15 protein-coding genes are annotated in these 20,135 nt (G+C 33.0%); 9 read left to right on the top strand and 6 right to left on the bottom strand.

The features are described from left to right. Positions 1–94: 94 nt before the first annotated feature. From OIU83_RS11345 to OIU83_RS11330, 4 genes are all read right to left on the bottom strand, one after another. A complete protein-coding gene (locus OIU83_RS11345; RefSeq protein WP_264206375.1) occupies positions 95–865 on the bottom strand; it encodes a 3'-5' exonuclease in 771 nt (256 codons plus the stop codon). A gap of 165 nt (positions 866–1,030) precedes the next feature. Then, positions 1,031–2,356, bottom strand: a complete 1,326-nt coding sequence (locus OIU83_RS11340; protein ID WP_264206374.1) for a dihydrolipoamide acetyltransferase family protein — start codon at positions 2,354–2,356, stop codon at positions 1,031–1,033. A gap of 83 nt (positions 2,357–2,439) precedes the next feature. Beyond that, positions 2,440–3,603 carry a glycosyltransferase family 2 protein gene (locus OIU83_RS11335; RefSeq protein WP_264206373.1) on the bottom strand — a complete coding sequence of 388 codons (1,164 nt, stop codon included), beginning with the start codon at positions 3,601–3,603 and terminating at the stop codon, positions 2,440–2,442. Positions 3,604–3,629: 26 nt separating this feature from the next. Beyond that, positions 3,630–4,763 (bottom strand): BamA/TamA family outer membrane protein, encoded by a 1,134-nt coding sequence (locus tag OIU83_RS11330; RefSeq protein ID WP_264206372.1) that lies wholly within the window; start codon positions 4,761–4,763, stop codon positions 3,630–3,632. A 288-nt stretch (positions 4,764–5,051) separates the two neighbouring features. Here OIU83_RS11330 and OIU83_RS11325 point away from each other — a divergent pair, with 288 nt between their 5' ends. Together OIU83_RS11325 and OIU83_RS11320 are read left to right on the top strand one after the other, a co-directional pair. Next, a complete protein-coding gene (locus tag OIU83_RS11325) occupies positions 5,052–5,648 on the top strand; it encodes a hypothetical protein (RefSeq protein WP_264206371.1) in 597 nt (198 codons plus the stop codon). A gap of 20 nt (positions 5,649–5,668) precedes the next feature. After that, positions 5,669–6,058: a hypothetical protein gene (locus OIU83_RS11320; protein WP_264206370.1), complete on the top strand. Its 390-nt coding sequence runs from the start codon at positions 5,669–5,671 to the stop codon at positions 6,056–6,058. A 63-nt stretch (positions 6,059–6,121) separates the two neighbouring features. On the opposite strand, the gene OIU83_RS11315 is transcribed toward OIU83_RS11320, so the two are convergent. Both OIU83_RS11315 and OIU83_RS11310 read right to left on the bottom strand, forming a co-directional pair. Continuing rightward, positions 6,122–6,763, bottom strand: a complete 642-nt coding sequence (locus OIU83_RS11315) for a DUF4272 domain-containing protein (protein ID WP_264206369.1) — start codon at positions 6,761–6,763, stop codon at positions 6,122–6,124. A 70-nt stretch (positions 6,764–6,833) separates the two neighbouring features. Beyond that, positions 6,834–8,024, bottom strand: a complete 1,191-nt coding sequence (locus tag OIU83_RS11310; protein ID WP_264206368.1) for a DUF5009 domain-containing protein — start codon at positions 8,022–8,024, stop codon at positions 6,834–6,836. A 221-nt stretch (positions 8,025–8,245) separates the two neighbouring features. On the opposite strand from OIU83_RS11310, the gene OIU83_RS11305 reads away from it, so the two are divergent. The 7 genes from OIU83_RS11305 to OIU83_RS11275 all read left to right on the top strand — a co-directional run bounded on the left by OIU83_RS11305 (position 8,246) and on the right by OIU83_RS11275 (position 19,879). Then, positions 8,246–8,506, top strand: a complete 261-nt coding sequence (locus OIU83_RS11305) for a hypothetical protein (RefSeq protein WP_264206367.1) — start codon at positions 8,246–8,248, stop codon at positions 8,504–8,506. Positions 8,507–8,617: 111 nt separating this feature from the next. Further along, positions 8,618–9,271 carry a tail fiber protein gene (locus tag OIU83_RS11300; protein WP_264206366.1) on the top strand — a complete coding sequence of 218 codons (654 nt, stop codon included), beginning with the start codon at positions 8,618–8,620 and terminating at the stop codon, positions 9,269–9,271. 1 nt (position 9,272) lies between these two features. Next, positions 9,273–10,748: an autotransporter outer membrane beta-barrel domain-containing protein gene (locus OIU83_RS11295; RefSeq protein WP_264206365.1), complete on the top strand. Its 1,476-nt coding sequence runs from the start codon at positions 9,273–9,275 to the stop codon at positions 10,746–10,748. A gap of 146 nt (positions 10,749–10,894) precedes the next feature. After that, positions 10,895–11,347, top strand: coding sequence for a T9SS type A sorting domain-containing protein (locus tag OIU83_RS11290; protein ID WP_264206364.1), 453 nt, complete (start codon positions 10,895–10,897; stop codon positions 11,345–11,347). 7 nt (positions 11,348–11,354) lie between these two features. Beyond that, a complete protein-coding gene (locus tag OIU83_RS11285; protein ID WP_264206363.1) occupies positions 11,355–18,101 on the top strand; it encodes an RHS repeat-associated core domain-containing protein in 6,747 nt (2,248 codons plus the stop codon). 10 nt (positions 18,102–18,111) lie between these two features. Further along, positions 18,112–18,714 carry a hypothetical protein gene (locus OIU83_RS11280; protein WP_264206362.1) on the top strand — a complete coding sequence of 201 codons (603 nt, stop codon included), beginning with the start codon at positions 18,112–18,114 and terminating at the stop codon, positions 18,712–18,714. A 211-nt stretch (positions 18,715–18,925) separates the two neighbouring features. Then, positions 18,926–19,879, top strand: a complete 954-nt coding sequence (locus OIU83_RS11275; RefSeq protein WP_264206361.1) for a T9SS C-terminal target domain-containing protein — start codon at positions 18,926–18,928, stop codon at positions 19,877–19,879. The last annotated feature ends 256 nt before the right edge of the window (positions 19,880–20,135 follow it).

Here is a 20,135-nt window from a genome sequence, read left to right as displayed (position 1 = left end):
TTTTAAGTTTTCAGTCGCAGTTTTCAGTCGCAGTTTTCACTAATACAAAATCAGTCTCAGCATAAAACTGAATACTGAGACTGCGACTGAAAGCCTATTTAGTATTTAACTTTCTTAATTTAATTGCTGTCAAAACCTTTTTTGTATATAAAGGAAAATCGGCATTTTGTATCCAGCTAAAATATCCAGGCTCGGTTTCAAGAATCTTCTCCACCTTTGCTCCTTTATGCTTTCCGAAGGTAAAAATCTCTTCGTCATCTTTATCAAAAGCGATCATTCCTGCAAAATCGGCTATTTTTTTTCTGGTTGTAAATTCAGACAACGCTTTCATATCATTTTCCAATTCTGGATAACGATCTAATTGCGCTTTAAGAATCTCGTATGTTGCCATTGTATCAGCTTCGGCTGAGTGTGCATTTTCAAGGCTTTTTCCGCAATAAAACTTTAAAGCTGCACTTAATGTTCTTTCTTCCATTTTATGAAAAATAGTCTGCACATCGACTGAGCACTTATTTTTCATATCAAAATCAACTCCTGCTCGAAGCAATTCTTCTGCCAACAAAGGAATATCGAAACGATCGGAGTTAAATCCTGCCAAATCGCTATCTTTTATCATATTGTAAACTTGCAGTGCTAAGGCTGCAAATGTAGGTTCATTTGCCACTTTTTCATCAGTAATACCATGAACGGCGGTAGTTTGAGCCGGAATTGGAATTGTAGGGTTCACTAACCAAGTTTTACTTTCTTTATTTCCGTTTGGAAAAACTTTAAATATTGAAATTTCTACTATTCGATCTTTTCCGATGTCTATTCCGGTAGTTTCTAGATCGAAAAAGCAAATTGGTTTGTTGAGTTTCAGTTCCATTTTTTAATTTTATAAGTTTACAAATATAATTTTTAAACACGAATTTTACCTGTTTTTTTCAGAAAGTTGCCGATTACTACCTGTAATGCAATAATGCCGCAAAAAGAAAACCCTTTCAACATTTAAAACGTTAAAAGGGTTAATTATTTATAAGACGGGATTTTTCTAGAAATCTCTATCTACATCAAAAGCTTCTAAATACTCAGCAACTCTTTTTACAAAACTTCCTCCTAATGCTCCATCTACAACACGGTGGTCATAACTATGCGAAAGAAACATTTTTTGACGGATTCCGATAAAATCTCCTTCTGGAGTTTCGATAACCGCTGGCACTTTACGAATTGCTCCAAGAGCTAAAATCCCTACTTGCGGCTGATTAATAATTGGCGTTCCAAAAACACTTCCAAAAGTTCCTACATTCGTTACCGTATAAGTTCCTCCTTGTGTGTCGTCTGGTTTTAGTTTTCCTGCTTTTGCACGATTACCTAAATCGTTTACCGCTTTTGCCATTCCGACAAGGTTTAGCTGGTCTGCGTTTTTAATTACCGGAACAATTAAATTTCCATTTGGTAAGGCAGCCGCCATTCCTAAATTTATATTTTTCTTTTTGATGATATAATCACCATCAACTGAGATATTCATTCCTGGGAAGTCTTTTAATGCTTTTGCTACAGCTTCCATCATAATTGGTGTAAAAGTTAATTTCTCTCCTTCTCTTTTCTCGAAAGCAGTTTTAACTTTTTCTCTCCACTTTACAATATTGGTTACATCTACCTCAATAAATGATTGTACGTGTGCAGATGTTTGAACTGAAGCTACCATGTATCCAGAAATAAGCTTACGCATTCTGTCCATTTCTATGATTTCGTCACCTCCATTTACAGAAACTGGCGCCGCTTTTGAAACCACTGATTCTTGTACTTTAACCGGTACTGGCACAGCAACCTCAACTTTCACTTCTACTTTTGGAGCTTCTACTTTGTTTGTTCTTCCAGCAACGTAAGTTAATATATCTTCTTTAGTCACTCGACCGTCTTTTCCTGAACCTTTTATACTTTCTAACTCTGCAATAGAAACATTTTCTTCTTTAGCAATATTTTTTACTAATGGCGAAAAGAATTTATCCGAAGTTGTATAATCTGCCGGAGCAGCAACTTCCTTAGCCGCTTCGATTGTTTTTTCGATAGCAACAACTTCAGCAGGAACAACTATCTCTTCCGTTACTTTATCAACTAAAAATGATGAACCTTCTTCTGTTTCAATGATGGCAATAGTTTGCCCTACTTGTACCAAATCGTCTTTGCCAAACAATTGCTCAATCAAAATTCCCGAAACTTCACTTGGCACTTCGCTATCGACTTTATCTGTAGCGATTTCCAGTACTGCTTCATCCATTTCAATTTTGTCTCCAACTTGTTTCAACCAGTTTGTGATTGTTGCTTCAGCGACACTTTCTCCCATTTTAGGAAGTTTTAATTCAAATCTTGCCATATTGTTAACCTAAAAGGTGATTTTGATTTTCAGATTGCGAAATTACTGAAATTTTTAAATATAAATTACATTAAATATAATTTTTATGCGATTTTAACGATTTTACCTCTATCATTACTTGAATCACTTCCGATTAAGAAAGTGGTATTTTTGGGTAAAATTTTAAAAGTAATCTTCTTATGTCTTTCAGATTTTATCATATCGATACATTTCTTGAATGATATGTATTGATTATCTAAAATTACCTCTGCTCCTTTTCCTATGTAAATCAGGGACGAATTTACCATTTTTTCTTTTTTTAAATCGTAAAATGTAACTTTATTTTGTAAAATCGAACTCAATTTTTCGAGTAAATTATCATTCATCGAGTAAAAAAAATATTCTTTTGGAGTTGTTTTTATCGTCGTTTTTCCCTGTATCATTTTAACGATAGAGAAAAATACTATTCCTGTTTTCATAAAAAGAGAAAACAAAAATGATACTTTAAAATGTTTTTTATAAAAAAAATTCATAGCACTCTGAAAGCGTTTCATATATTTTTCGTCTTTTACGGTGCTTTCTCCTTTGTAGTGAATCACCGTAGTTTCAGCGTAATAATAATTGGTTTTACCTTTTTTCAAAACCATATACGATAAATCGATATCATCGGAGTACATAAAACAATCTTCATCAAAACCGCCGACTTCATTATATAAATCTCGTTTCATTATCATAAAAGCGCCTACAAGTATTTCGACTTTGCCTGTTTGGTTCTCACTTAAATGCTGGGCATAATATTTATTGAAGTAGTTGGATTTTGGAAAATACTTGTACAATCCTGCAATTTTAGTAAAAGCCACCCAAGGTGTTGGGACTCCGCGCTTGCTTTCGGGAAGGAAATTCCCTGCTCCATCTATAAGATTTACGCCTATTATTCCTAAATCCTGTTGCTCTTTGGCGAAAGCCAATACTTTTGTAAATGTATCTTCAGCAACGACTGTATCGGGATTTAAAATGCAGATATAATCTCCTTGTGCCTGAGAAACTCCTATATTATTTCCTTTGGGGAAACCTAAATTCTCGGTATTCTCAATCAGTTTTATATTAGGGAAACGACTACGAATCATCTCGCAACTATCATCTGGAGAATTATTATCGATTACAATAATCTCGCTATCAATATCTTTAAGCGCTTCTTGCACACTTAAAACACATTGTTCTAAAAAATAACGTACATTATAATTGAGGATAATAACCGATAATTGCATGTAAAATAGTCTTGAAAGTTCGAAAGTTAAAAATTTTCTACTAAACCAAACCGTAATGACCAATCATTTTTGCTAACTCCAAAATCCATTACGAGATTACTATTGTTACGTTTGTTCCATTTTATGCGTAATCCTGTACCAATTGCGGGATTCCATTTGGTAAACTGATACGTCTGAAATTTAGATACTGATGAGATATTGGTAAAAAATACTGCTCCCCAAAAACCATCGGCAGAAATATCTGTTCTATATTCAGTTTCAAAATACAATAATGCATTGCTTCGGAAACGGTTTCTTGTAAATCCTCGTCCTGTTTTTTGTTGTCGGTCCCAGCCTATACTTGGCAAATCGAGATAATGTGGATCCCCACCTCCTATTGTTGACCAATAAAAAGCTCTATATGCCAAAACTTTATGCCTGACATCGCTAAACGAATGGTATTTTCGAGCATCTATATATAAGGATTGCCAACCTTTATTATTAAGTCCTCCATTGGTATTCATTCGGAAATTAGCTTCCAGATATGTTCCTTGCTCTGGATTTATATTATTGATTCTTGAATCATACAATGCTTGAATTGCAACTCCAAATGAAACATCATCGGAATAATCTCCGCTCATGTATTTAAAATAATCTGTTTCTCCATCAATCTTAGAATCTTCGGAAATGTTTTGATAACTATCGAATAGAACTCCTAATCCGAGTCCGAAATTGCCTTTCACTTTTCTTGTTACATATTCATAAAAGCGCCATTGTTTGTAATTTAGAACAGACATTTCGTCGTCGAGATGGTGATCTCCTAAACCGTATGTAGGTTGCGGATATATCATAAACCGATAATCTCCTGTAAAGTTATACTTGTCATCCTTAGTATATATATAGGACTGAATTGGGAAGACATATTGATTAGAGAAACTAAAATAGGGCGAAAAAATTACTTGCGACATCGTGGTTTTCTCATGGTCATCGCCTAGATAAAAAGTACTTAAAAACGAAATGATTACTCTGGCATTTCCGTTGCCCTCTACAGGAATAGGAGATAATGAAAAGGCTATCTTCCTTTTAGCATCATGTCTTACGGTATCATTCTTAGAGAATATGCTTTTGTACACATCAATAATGTCTTTACTATTGTGTCGAAGTGAATCTTTTTTATGCATAATGGAGTCATTTTGCGAATAGCAAAAACAGCTAAAAAAAAGAAAAGACAAAACACTTTTTATTTGTAAGCTATTCATTTTTAATTGTTTTAAGATACACTCTCCTAACAAAAATAAAACTAAAATTTCACTTACTCTTGAATTTACCAATAAAGATTCTTACAAAAAATATAGAATATGAAATGAGAGTTGTGAGAGGAGAGATGAAAACTGAAACTAAAAACTGAGACTTAAAACCGAATACTAAAACTTTAATTATTTATTTTAGCAAAAAATAGCTTTCTCTTTATGGAATATAAAACAATCACTAATAGATTTTTACCTCTTGGTTTTATTATACTTTCATTCTTATTTTTAAGCTGTAAAACAACTTCTCTACAGAACATAAATAACAATTCTGATTTGGTTATTTCTAACACTTGGTATATTGCTGGACCAACGAATGAAAATCAAGACGTAATAAACGAAACTAGAAAAAAGAATCATCATATTCTTGTTACGGCAAACGACTCGCCTGTTGGGGAAATCGAACTAAACGTGATGATTACTCCATCTGAATCTAATGATGGAAAACCAACCAACTTACCTAGCAATTCTGATTTTGTTAGTATTACTTATAAATCATCACAACCTATCAAAATCCAAGCTCGTGAAGGAAATGATTCTGGTACTGGTTGTGTACATGGAGGAACGCATGCAATGGCTGATTTACCTGCTTCTCCTGATAAATTTTCTACGATAAAAATCCCTTGGTCGGACTTTAAACTAAACGGTAAACCTGTAAACATTCATAATCTTTGCAAATTTAATTTTGTGAATTATCATCCTGTTTCTGGCGCTGTATTAGAAATAACGGAAGTACAGATTCAAAACTTAAAACCATAAAACTAACTAACCTCAACATTATGAAAATCAAAATTCTAAAATTCTTATTTCTAACACTATTCTTCTTTAATCTTTCTTATAGTCAAAACAAAAAGATAGATATTAATGGTGTTTGGGCTGATATTAATTCGGGTGTAGAAAATGCAGTTGTTATTATCTCTGAACAAAATGGTAAGGTTATTTTTTCGCATTACTTGGAATGGAAAGGCCAAAAATTTGTAGAAAGTGGTGTAGGGAAAAGAACTGGAAACACGATAGAATATAAAGTCGATGTAACTTTACCTATTGAGGGTTGGGCAACTCAAGGAACGCATACCTTAACTTTATCTGAAGATGGGAATACACTTGAGGGGACTTATAAAGACAACAAAAAAAGAGAAGGTCCAATTGCTTTTAAACGTGTGAGGTGATTCTATTTTGCAAAATACAAAAGGGAGTTAATGATGTCATTAGCTCCCTTTTGTATTACTATTTTATGTACTCATTTCTACATTATCCCAATCATCAGCTCGGTTATAAATCCATTCCAACGATTTTCGTCTTTCATATACTAATCCTTCATTTAGTTTTGCTTGTCGACCATTTAGTCTTTCATCTACGCAATACCAATGAAGTCGATAGTAATAATCAAGCATGGTATAAATATCAACTTCAGATTTTAAATTCTGTAAGCTTTCCATTTTCTGATTGTCTTCTTCATTTTCTAGATTTGGCAAAAGTGAAGCCATATTATCTCCTATATATTCTTCTGCTTCTAGCCCAGGAATCATTTCTGTTACCCACATAAAAGCCCATAAAGACTCTAAATACCATCGTAAAGAATTAACTTCAAATTCGGTTAAATCATCATTTTCTTTATCTAGTATTTCTTTTTCTGAATCTGATAGATACTTGGCTAAATCATGATTCTCTATCCATTCTTTAATAATATAAGTTGGAGCTTCAAACGCTATGTTTATCAAAGCATTCATAACCGACATTCTTCCTTTAATCTCTTCCAGAGATCTTAGTTTTGGTGTATCCAGAATCGGCAACCAATCATTTACACGATATTCTTTTTGCTTAATAATTGTATCATTATCAATTTTAATCTGTCGGCGTTGTTCTTCTGTCATAATGTAATTTTCAAAATATACCCGAAAATATAAATAATTTCTTTCAACACAAACTGATTCAATTGAAACTTTATAAATGCAGCTGAATCTTATATTTGTTAAAAATTTTCATGACAAATAACATAATCGTTGAAAACACTAAAGACCAGATAATTCCTGGAATTCCTTCGCGGAAGTATCCTGGAATAATATGAATTGCAAAAGCTTTACAGAAATAATAAATTACGCCTGGTAAAATATAAATCAATAAAGGATTTGCCGCTGCTGGCATAAAAAAGTTACTCCATTTGGTTTGTTTTTTAATTTCCATAAGCCAATACAAGAAATAAAATATAACAGTACAAATACCCGCTGAATATAGTACCCAAGAAGGCGTTCCTCTTATTTTTGAGATCTCATAATACGGTCGTAACAGATACCCCAACACAAAAAACAATACACCAAAAGCTATTACGTTCCAATTGATTTTATCGGATATCTTGCCCTCAAAAAACAAAAGCGATATTACCACTCCCGCCGAAACAAGCGTTGCATGCGTCATATGTCCGCTTATAAAACCAATCCATTTTATTTCATGGACAAAAGATCCTTTAATCTGATTTAAAACAGTAGCTATAAGACAAATGAAAAGAAATGCAATCATTGCAATCAATCTTCCGTTAACTAGCCAGTAATACACCACCGTAATTAAATATGCCCAACCGATAAGTCCAAGAATCCCCCACCATTTTGGTGTGATTCCTATGTCACCATTTTCCTGAACATATAGAAAGTATAATGCTACCAAAACCAACATTCCGCCATATTGCAAGATGTTTTTAGTGACTTTAGGAAATGATTTATCGTATTTATTCCAAATAGGAATTGGCATTGCGTATGCTAAAAATCCCCAAAATGAAGCAGAAATTACCATCTTGGATGCATCATACCCATATTCGGCATTTACCATATAAACTCCGATAATAATAAGTGCCAATGCTCTTTTTAAAGTATGTGTCCAAATAGTTTTGGGAGTATCACCTTTAATTAATCGAGCATTAAATGCAAATGGAATAGACATCCCAACGATAAATAAAAATGCAGGAAATACCAAATCGACAAATGTCATTGCATCGGCATCGGCTGGCATATGCTTCATCCATTGGGGTACATTCTTTATGCTTGCCAACTCATTGACAAAAATCATTATAAAAATGGTAATTCCACGAAAAGCATCTATGGAAATAATTCTTTTATTGAATAAATCTTCTTTTATTTTCATATCTGTTACATTATTATTACTAACAAATATAAAATTTTAAAGGAGAAATCAAAGGAGTATTTATAAAGACTGACAAACTTGTTTATTTATGTTAAATATCAGCAGAAACGGGTATTTTTGTTTGGGTCAAAAAGTTATCTTTGCCGCATTATTTTAAAAACACTAAGAAAATAACGATTAAAAAAAACAAAACTCGCAAATCAAATCAACCTATATATAACATGAAAAAAATTACACTAAGTGCTATAATTATAATGGCATCAATATTTTCAGTACAAGCCCAACTTTATACTCCAAGTGGAACTGTATTAGGAACCTCATTAAATAGTAATGTAGGAATTGGTACAAGCTCTCCTTCCGAAAAAATAACTATTGAAGGAAATCATGGAGATACTCGTTTTTTACTTCATTCTATCGGTGGAGGTGATGACGCAAGACAAGCAGATCTTATGTTATGGGCTTCTGAACCCCAATTAACGTAGACTGGCGTTGGTATTGGGAATAATGTACAAAATAATAAAAATAACTTAGGGGGTATTTCATTATTAAATTCAGCTAGGGGCGGTTCATACATTCGTTTTCTAGACAATTCAATGTTATTTAATGTTGTATCATCTTCTGGCATTGATAAACAAGCTTTAAGCATTAATACTGAAGGTAATATTGGGATTGGAACCACAAATCCATCTGCCATATTAGATATAAATTCACCTATATCAACTCAAGGTAGATATAGTTCTCAAAAATGGTCTGCTGGAAACCCTGGATATAGTTTAACATTACAAACTATCTGGAACAATAGCGGTATCAATCAAGAATTTATACAACGCTATAATGGAATAGATTATACTTCATTGGCTTTTTTTCAAGGTAAAATAGGTATAGGTACAACAAAACCTGACGAAAAACTTACCGTAAACGGAAAAATACACGCTCAGGAAGTTAGAATTGATCTAGCATATCCTATGACCGTTCCAGATTATGTTTTCGCCAATGATTATAAACTAAAATCATTACAAGAAGTAGAAGAATTCATAAAACAAAACAGTCATTTACCAGAGGTTCCATCGGCAAAGGAAATAGAGAAAAATGGGCTGATGCTTGCCGAAATGAATATGAGTTTATTGAAGAAAATTGAGGAATTGACGCTTTATAGTATTGAGCAGAATAAAGAAATTCAAAAACAAAACAACAAGATTTTAATTCTTGAAGAAAAAGTTAAAAAAATAGAATCAACAAAATTATAACATGAAAAAAAGAATATTTACAGGACTGCTTATATTAAGCAATTTATTACTAGCAAATGCACAAAACACAACATTCAATGAAGTTGCTATTGGATTAAGTGTCCCAGACTGGGGAGTAAATATAAAAACTAATTTCCCAGGGCTTACCGGAAGTTGGAACAGAGGTTTTTTTATTTCTAACGAAACTGGCTTACAGCATTTATTTTCAATCGGGGCTAATGGAAATTCAGTAAATGGTATATCTAGTTTTACTAGTGGTTTTATTGGAACCGATTGGGACAATCAATTTATGTCTTTTTTACCTAATGGAAATATTGGTATTGGAACCAATAATCCTATTGAAAAACTTAACATTAATGGTGGTACTGGAGATGGAGCCTCATTTGATGCAAGAATGGCTTTAACAAAAATTTCAAGTACAGGAAATATTCTGACCGCAAAAATAGTTTTAAACGATGCTGATACTAGTTTTGGTAATCTAAATTTTAAAGTAAAAACAACTGCTAGTAAATCAGAACTTGAAGAATTCTATACTAATGCTTTAACTATAAAAGGGATTAACGCCTATGTAGGTATTGGAACTAACAATCCTATTGAAAAATTTAACATTAATGGTGGTATTGGGGATGGTAGCTCATTTGATGCGAGAATGGCATTAACAAAAGTTTCAAGCACAGGAAATGTTCAAAGTGCAAAAATAGTTTTAAGTGATGTAGATACAGATTTTGGAAATCTAACTTTTAAAGTAAAAACAACTGCTAGTAAATCTGAAATTGACCGTTTTTATTCTGATGCCTTAACCATAAAAGGATCGAATGCCTATATAGGTGTCGGAACTAACACTCCTATCGAAAAACTAAATATTAATGGAGGTACTGGAGATGGTACTACATTTGATGCAAGAATGGCACTAACAAGGGTTTCAAGTACAGGAAATGTTCAAAGTGCCAAAATAGTTTTGAGTGATGCTGATACTAATTTTGGAAACCTAACTTTTAAAGTAAAAACAACTGCTAGTAGATCTGAAATTGAAAGTTTCTATACTGATGCTCTTACTATAAAAGGATCAAATGCAAATGTAGGAATCGGTACAACAAATCCAGACGAAAAACTAACAGTAAACGGGAAAATTCATGCCAAAGAAGTTAGAATAGACTTATTAGATCCTATGACAAAGGTTCCCGATTATGTCTTCGCCAATGATTATAAACTAAAATCATTACAAGAAGTAGAAGAATTCATAAAACAAAACAGTCATTTACCAGAGATTCCATCGGCAAAGGAAATCGAAAAAAATGGGCTTATGCTTGCTGAAATGAATATGAGTTTGTTGAAAAAAATTGAGGAATTGACGCTTTACTCTATTGCACAGGAAAAGAAAATAAATTCACAAGCACAAGAAATCGAAGCCTTAAAAGACTTAGCATTGAGAGTAACAAAAATTGAAAGTGAATTGACCCATATCAATAATAAATAAACATTTTTTTAATGCTTTTTTAAAAGAACAATGCATATGTTTTTTTGTTAAAAAAATCACAAAAAAACATTGCTAATTCTGCTATAATATTCAATCTTTGTTATTTTTTTCCTAGGAATAACCCCATTCATTTAAAATACCAAATTATGAAAAGATTACTACTTTTTATTTCTTTAATAACTTGCTTCGTTTGTAACTCCCAAACAAATATTACGTTTAACTACGATTCTGCCGGTAATCAAACCTTGAGACAACTGTGTCTCTCAGGTTGTACAGCTAAACCATCTAAAGATATACCGAAGGAAATTGAAGCCATTACAGAGGAAGATTTGCAAAAATTCTCACCAGAAGATGTTATATCCTACTATCCAAACCCTGTGAGAGAAGAATTATATCTTAAATGGGAATTAAAAGATGGTAATTACGTTTCGTCTATAATTATTTACGGTTTAAATGGACAAACAATAAATACCTATAATAAAACCGAAAAGTTAAATACCCAAAATATTTCTTTCCAAAGCTATCCTACAGGAGTATACATAGTTGCGTTGATTTATGCTAGTGGAGATCAAAAAACAATAAAAATTATTAAACAATAGATTATATATGAAACAATTTTACCTACTCATTTTATTTTTTATTACTCATTTAGCATTTTCCCAAAATTTTACAGATACCAAAGGAGAATTGCAGATTTCAAATTCTGGTACTGCTACATATAATTTACCTATTGCTATTCCTCCAAGTATAAAAAACGTAGCACCTATAATTAATCTCACCTATAGTAGTGGTGTTAGAGGTGGTATTGCCGGACAAGGCTGGCATATTAATAGCATTTCAACTATTAGTCGTATGGCGACCAGAAGAGACATTGATGGTTTCGTCGATGGGGTTGATTTTGATGCAGACGATAAATTAGCGCTTGATGGACAACGCTTATTATTAAAAACAGGAACATATTGGGCAACTGGATCTACTTATGAAACAGAATATAAAAGCAATACAAAGATTGAGTTAAAAACTGAAGGTACTACAACTTATTTTATTGTTACAGCTCCCGATGGATCAAGAACCTGGTATGGCTCACAGGGCTCTGGAAATTTACAAAACTCGGTTTCATTGAATTCCTGGTATATTGTTCATTATGAAGATCCAAATAGCAATTTCATAGATTATAATTACAAAACAGTAACTTATAACGGTAGTAACCAATTGTATATTGACAATATTACATTTAGCGGAAATACTACTGCAGGAATTCCTGCTCAAAATAGAATTACTTTTACTTATAGAGATGCTAGACGTGTAGAACGAGATTATTTAAAAGGAGTACCAGTTTATGCTACTAAAATATTAGAAAATATTCAAGTAATTACCAATAATACCTATTTTAGAACCTATAGATTTGCTCATACACCAGATTTAGATTCAGGTTATGAACGATTAACCAGTATACAGGAAGTTAACGGAGTAAATGAGGAATCAAATCCTATTATTTTTGAATATGACAAAACAAATACAGCAACAACAAGAATAGAAAAAGAATACACCAATAATCTTGATTTTGAGAAAGCAGATTTAGCTGGAGATTTTGATGGGGACGGTAGGCTAGATTTTATAGCAAACAACCAGGTTTTTACTAATTTATTTAATGGAAATACTGGAAATACGCCTATTAGTTTGCCCTTTACGGCAGACAAAAGAAGACTATTTGCCGCTACAACCTTAACTGATAATAAACTAAATCAATTTCAATCTATTGTTCAAACAGAAGAAGCACTAGGTACTATCAAATTTAAAATTTTTAATTTAAATTCATTTACTGAACAGTATAATAAAGAAATCGTATTTAACAATACTGGAACAGCCACAGGACCATGTCAAACCGCAAGCTACTTAAAAGAATCTAACGAGTATCTTGAAGGTGACTTTAATGGTGATGGAATCTCTGAAGTTTTAGTTATATCAACAATAAATGAGATAAGAAGGAAAACTTGGCAAGATCAAAGGCAAATTAGATGTATAACTTTTAGGGAAAATGATTCAGGATATAAATATAGTTTAATAGATTTAAACCCTTCATCATCATCAAATCTTGGTGAAAAAGGGTTCATTAATTTACAGAATTCTTCTTTATTAGATGGACAGCCAACCATTAGTGATCCAAATTATGCAGATTATGTAAAAAAACCATATACAAGGTATATAGCAGATTTTAATTCAGATGGCAAATCTGATATTTTAATCATTAATTATGACAAAACATATAAAATTGTCAGTTTTAAACAGCTAACAATTTCACCATGGGTGGAACTCGAACTAATTGGCACAGGTACATTAGACATGTATACCACCACAAAACAGATGCTTTTTGGTGATTTTAATGGAGATGGAAAAACAGATATTATGTTACCTGACACGGAAGGTGGAGAAGGAATAAATCATGCAAAATGGCATATTTACTATAGTAACCCCAATCCTTCTGGAGGAGAATTTTTCACTAAAGAAACCCATACTATTGTAGAATACAGACCAAATACAGATACAGAACCTGGCAAACCTTTCACAACTCAGGCACATTTTAGTAATTATTATGCTATGGACATTGATGGTGATGGCAAATCTGATTTGGTACGTGTTTGGAGAAAACATTTTAAGGTTGAGGGAAAAATCAATAATCATGATTCTTCTTGGGCAGTATCAGGCTTTACAAATAACATAGGAAAAGTTGTTGCTTCTGGCTTTGTAGAATCATACAACTCTGGTGAATTTAGAGCTGGCTCTCCTGTTCTTGCAATTCCTATAGTTTCAAATTACAGATATGATGGTGCCAATACAGACCTCGTTCTTGTTCGAGCACATAATGCCAGAATCGAATACTATCAATTTAATAAAAATGTAACTATCGATAATAGGCTAAAATCTGTAACAGAAGCAAACGGAAACATCAAACAAACCATCGAATATAAACCAATGGAATCCATTGGTGGGGATAATGATTTCTATTCTTCCGGTAATACAGTCTCTTACCCTAACATAGAAATTATTCGAAATTCTGAAAACTTTTTAGTTTCCAAACTAACGGCAACAATAAATCGTATTTCAAAGTACCAGGATTTTAGGTATAGAGGTTATGTATCCAATTATAATTATGGGACAGCAGGTTTCATCCGAACTGCTAGAAGTAGTTGGTATTCATCATCATCAGATACCAAGATATGGACTACTCAATATAATGACCCCAATCTTAGAGGAGCCAATACTATTACTTGGTCAAGTACAGATCCAACAACCGTTTTTGCAGCAATACCATCTGGTTTAATAAGTACTAAGACAAATGTGTTTGCTACTTATTCCAAAGGTGGTAATACTCCATCTACTCCCCTACCAAGTGATTTAAATATTGTAAATCCTGTAACTACCAATCAAACAACCAAAGCAAGTAATTCGATTACAGCTTCATCTGCAATAAGCAATGACTTGAATGTTAATTATCAGGCACCTCAAATAATTTTAAAACCAGGATTTAGTGCAAAAGCAAGCGGTAACAGCATGTTTAGTGCTTATCCTCTTTCGGGAAGTGAAAATGCTCCAACAACAAATAGTAGTGTTTACAATGTATTGTTAACAAAACAAACTACCGAAGACCATCTTACGGGTGTAAAAAACGAAACTAGTTTTACTTATGATGGTACTGTCGAGAGTACAAGCTACTATGGTTTGGAAACTCAAAGTATATCAAGACAATACAGCGGAGGAACCCTGCAAGGTACAACAACAGTCGATACCCAATATGACAGTAACCCTACAGGAGTTGGTAATGGATATTATATAGGAAGACCAAAGAAAGTAAACTCTTCTACCTCTATTTATACTGGAGATACCAGAACATCTGAGGAAAAATATACCTATACAGGATTAAATTTAACCCAAACAGAAAAAAAAGGACATAATACCTATGCTATTATAGAAGATATGACCTATGATCCTGTTGGAAATTTATTGACCAAAAAAGTTAGTGCTCCCGCTGCACCTATTACTGTTCCGGCACGAACTATTACCGATGAATATGATACTACGAAACGATTTGTAATTAAGAAAACAGATCACCAGGGATTCGTTACTAGTTATGGTTACAATGCACTAGGGCAAGTAACCAAATCTACTGATTATATGGGTGTAGTTAGTGATTTCATATATGATAATTGGGGAAAATTAACAACAAGCACTATTACTAATTCGTCACAAACACCTCTTGTTACCAACATTGTGTATGAAAAATTTTCTGATGGTCGATACTCCACAACAAGTACAAACAATACTGGTTCTGAAACTATGACCATATTTGATGTATTAGGAAGAGTCGAACTTAATTTCACTAAAGGCTTTGCTGCTAATTCTCAGGTGTCAAAACAGACTGTTTATGATGCATTAGGAAGAAAAACCAAAGAAAGTGAACCTAGCTTATCATCCCCTAACAAATGGACATATTATGAGTATGATTATTTACAAAGACCTATAAAAATAATAGCTCCAACAGATAAAATACAAACAATAAAATACGAAGGATTAAAGACAACTAGTACTGATGATGGAAGAATAACCACAGCTACAGTCGATGCATTAGGTAACAAAACACAAACCACAGATTCTGGAGGTACTATCAATTTTGTTTATTATGCCAACGGGAAACTTAAAGAATCCAATTATGAAGGAAATAAAGTAGAGATTGCCATTGATGGTTGGGGAAATAAAACTGCCATGATCGATCCAAGTGCTGGCACCTATACGTATTCCTATGATGCCTTTGGCCAAATGAAAACAGAAACTACGCCTAATGGAACTACTTCATATGTATATGATGATGCTGGGAAAACAATAGAAAAAACAATTGTAGGTACCAATACCGATAGTAAGACCATTTATGCATATAATAGTTTAAACCAGATCACAAGCAGTACTTTTACAAATACATTTGAAAGCAGCGTTATTACCAATAACTATGAATATGATAATTATAAAAGATTGTATAGAACTGTTGAAACAACTCCTTATGCAACTTTTACAAAGCAACTAACGTATGACACTTACGGAAGAGCCGACAAAGAAACTTCTATAGCATTTGCAAGTGGAAAAACAAGTTCTAAAACAGTAAAAAACACCTACCAAAATGGCTTTCCATGGCAAATAGTCGATGATGCTACGCAACAAGTATTATGGCAAACCAATGCCTTAAATGAAAGAGGACAGCTCACTAGTGCAACTTTAGGAAACGGCATTGCAATTAGTAATACGTATGACCAATACGGTTATGCCGAAAAATTCAAACATGATAAAACGGGAACAACCCCAGTAAACATCATGACATTAACAACCACTTTTGAACCCAAAAGAGGTAACCTGACCAACCGAACAAATAACTTATTTAATTGGAATGAAAATTTTAAATATGATGAATTAGATCGTTTAATAAGTTATTACAACGCGCAGGGAGTTCCAGAAATTCAGAGTTACGATGCCAAAGGTAAAATTTCTCAAAATAGCGTAGGAACATACAACTATACTGTTACTGGTAAAACATACCAAAATAATTCGATAACGTTAACTCCTGAAGCTTTAAGCTATTACCAAAACAGGGGATCCGGAGCAAACACTGCTCCCAAAATGGGAGTGGAAGTTACTTATAATACTTTTAAAAGTCCAGTAAGAATAAGAGAACTAGGTCGTGATGGAACTTACAACGATTATATAAATTTTGCTTATAATGACGGTAATGACCGTAGCGCCATGTTTTATGGCGGATTGCAAGATGATAAATTACTTCGCCGTTATCGCAAGCACTACTCTGCTGATGGATCGATGGAGATTAAAGAAGATAAAACAACAGGAGTAGTAGAGTTCGTAACTTATATAGGTGGTGATGGCTATACCGCACCAGTTGTATTAAAATCGGATGGTATAAATCCTGCAAATTATTTATATTTACATCGTGATTATCAAGGTAGTATTATTGCTATTACAGATAATAACGCAACAATTGTCGAGAAACGCCTTTATGATGCCTGGGGAGCGATAATAAAAGTACAAAACGGAGCTGGTGTAACTCTTGATGGCTTAACAGTCTTAGATCGCGGTTATACAGGACATGAGCACATACAAAGTATGGGGCTTATAAACATGAATGGTCGTTTATACGACCCTAAATTACATCGCTTTTTACAACCCGATAATTATATCCAACAAGTAGAAAATACACAAAACTATAACCGTTATGGCTATTGTTGGAATAATCCTCTAAAATATACAGACCCAAGTGGTGAAGTAATAATCGCTTTTTTTGGTGCTGTAGCTATTGGTGTCGCAATAGCTGCATTAAGCTACACAGTTACAGCTTTACTTTCCGATGTACCTTTTACTGTGGGAGGCTTAGCAAAATCTGTTTTTATTGGTGCAGCAAGTGCAGCAGTAACTTATGGTATAGGTAGTGCCTCTGGGAGCCTATTTGCTAATTTCTATTCGCAGGCTGCTTTTCAAGCAGCTGCACACGGTACTTTTCAAGGTGGAATGACAGCAATTTCCGGAGGTAAATTCTGGAGTGGTTTTGCAGCTGGAGCATTGAGTAGTATTGCTGCAAGTGCTTGGAGTGGTGGAAACTCAGGACAATGGCAAGGTGTTGGTGGAAAATTTGCCGATAGCGGAGTTGGTATGATTGCCTTTGGTACGGTTTCTGGTGGAGCTGGTGCAGCACTTACTGGTGGAAACTTTTGGCAAGGAGCTGTTACTGGATTAGTAGTTTCGGGGTTAAATCATTTTGTGCATAAAATAGTTCAAAGACAAGATATTATAGGACGCTTAAAAGCAGCTGGATATAATGACCCAAATGCATATGCAAATCTATCAGACTCACAATTGGCAACATTCGCACAAAAAGTTTTACCGGAATTATATGCTGAAGCTCATAGTCCAACATTAGAAACTAGCGAAAATTTAACAGATCGTAATGGAAATTCAGCAGATGCTTTAACAGTTGGAGGAGAATTTAATCCTGAGACATTAAAAGGAAGTATTTCTAAAATACAAATTTCTAAAAATGCTTTTTCAAGTTATTTAAAACTGACAAGCATAATAGGTCATGAATTGAATCATGCTTCTGATTATATTAATGGAAATATGGCTAGATGGTATAATAAAGCTGGAGGTGGAGCCGCAGGACAAACATACAGAAGTGTAATGTCAGAAGCGAAAGCTTATAGTTGGCAATTTAATATGCCTGGAGCTCATGTAAATTTGGAAGCATTTAGTTCTTACACTAATCAGGCAAATCTTTGGAATAAAATGCTTAATTGTTTTTAAATAAAATTTTATGCGAAAAATATTTCTTTTTTTATGTCCTCTATTTCTGAATTTTTCTGAATATAAAAATTTAGATATAGAATTACATATAGTTAACACCAAAATAAAAAGTGGTGAGATGATTACTTTTAAAATAAACAATAATTCAAATATAAATTATTGTTTTATAATAGATACTCTTTTTCCTGACAGAGGTAGCGATTATTATTATTATCAAAATGCATTCATAAATCCTCAATTACTTATTTCAGACAGCAAAAATGAAACAAATTCACCATGGATTAAAGAGATTTTTTATAATGAAAAGCAATATGAAAAATTAGAAATAAAAAAACATTCTCTTCAAGATAAACTAAGTTTAATTTTTATAAAGAAGAATAGCGAAGTAAAATTTAGTTTACCCTTTGACTTAGCAAAAAAGATAGATGAAGGAACAATTATGTATTACAAATTAAATAATAAGGAAAAATACAAATGTGAAATTGAATATTTTATTAAACAAGAATTTATAAATAATAAATTTTCAAAAAAAAGGAGAGATTCTGTCCAGCACAAAGGATACGTTTTTTTTACTGGTAGTTTAAAATCCAACAAAGTACCTTTAGAATTATAAAACAACTAGAACCCCATAAAACTACAACCCTAAAAGTTGTAGTTTTTTATTGGTAATTTAAAATCTAACAAAGTACCATTAAAATTATAAAAATAACCTGAACACTTATAAAACTACAACCCTAAAAGTTGTAGTTTTTTATTTTACAAGAATTCAAAATACCCACAATCAAAAAATATTCCCCTACTTTTGATAATTACAATTCATCCCAATGAAAAAAGCCCTTTTGCTTTTCTTTTTATGCATTACTTCAACTTATGGACAAATCTTAGGTTGTACAGATCCGCTGTCTAAAAACTACAATCCGAAAGCTACTCAGAACGACGGAAGTTGTGCTTACAAATCAGTAAAAATAAAACCTGAATATTCTAATAAACTTAGTGATTCTATCAAAGAAACCTCGGGATTAATAGCTTTCGATTCGTTATTGTGGACGCATAATGACGACCATGACAAAACCATTTATGGACTTAATCATCAAGGAGAGATTAAAAAGAAAATTGTACTAGAGAAAGTAATCAATACCGACTGGGAGGAGATTTCGCAAGACAGCACGCATATATACATAGGCGATTTTGGAAATAATTATACAGGAAACAGAAGCAATTTGCATATTCTGAAAATCGAGAAAGAATCGTTTCTGGCAGGAAAACCTATCATCGATACCATTTCATTTTCTTATTCCGACCAAACCAATTTTACCAAGGAAAGTCCAAACAAAACCAACTTTGATTGTGAGGCTTTTATCGTTACAACCGACAGTATTTATTTGTTTACCAAACAATGGAAAAACACCAAAACCAGTATTTATACATTACCCAATACACCCGGAAATCATGTTGCACAACTAAAAGAAACCCTTGATGTAAAAGGATTGGTAACTGGAGCTACTTATTTGCCTTCCAAAAAACTGATCGTCCTTTGTGGATATTCTAAAATCGGAAAACCCTTTTTATATCTTTTATACGATTATAAAAACAATGATTTTCTATCGGGTAATAAACGAAGAATCAATATTGCATTGCCATTCCATCAAATTGAAGGTATTGCAACCGAAGATGGCTTGCATTATTATTTAACCAATGAATCTTTGGTCAGAAAACCACTAATCAATGTACCACAACAAATCCATCGAGTTGACTTGAGCGCCTATCTAAGTCAATAACCATAATAGTTTTCTTCAAAATAAAATTTTCACCATTAAGAGATTAAGTTTCATTAAGCTAAACTTAAATTTTCTTAACTCGTTTACGATGAAAAACGGATATATAGCGTATATACTCAATGTTCTCGCAAACTTGTCCCACATTATCGAGTTATTATTGGAGCCTCTTCGTTCCTCAGGGTGACAATATTGAGGAAAAACTTTGCGCTCTTTGCAGTTAATTTTCCTGCAACAAATCATAGAGTTATACGTGTGA

The organism is Flavobacterium shii (assembly GCF_025847235.1).
GTDB classification, from domain to species: Bacteria; Bacteroidota; Bacteroidia; order Flavobacteriales; family Flavobacteriaceae; genus Flavobacterium; species Flavobacterium shii.
The sequence above is the reverse complement of the archived record's forward strand: the minus strand, read 5'-3'. Positions and strand labels throughout refer to the sequence as shown.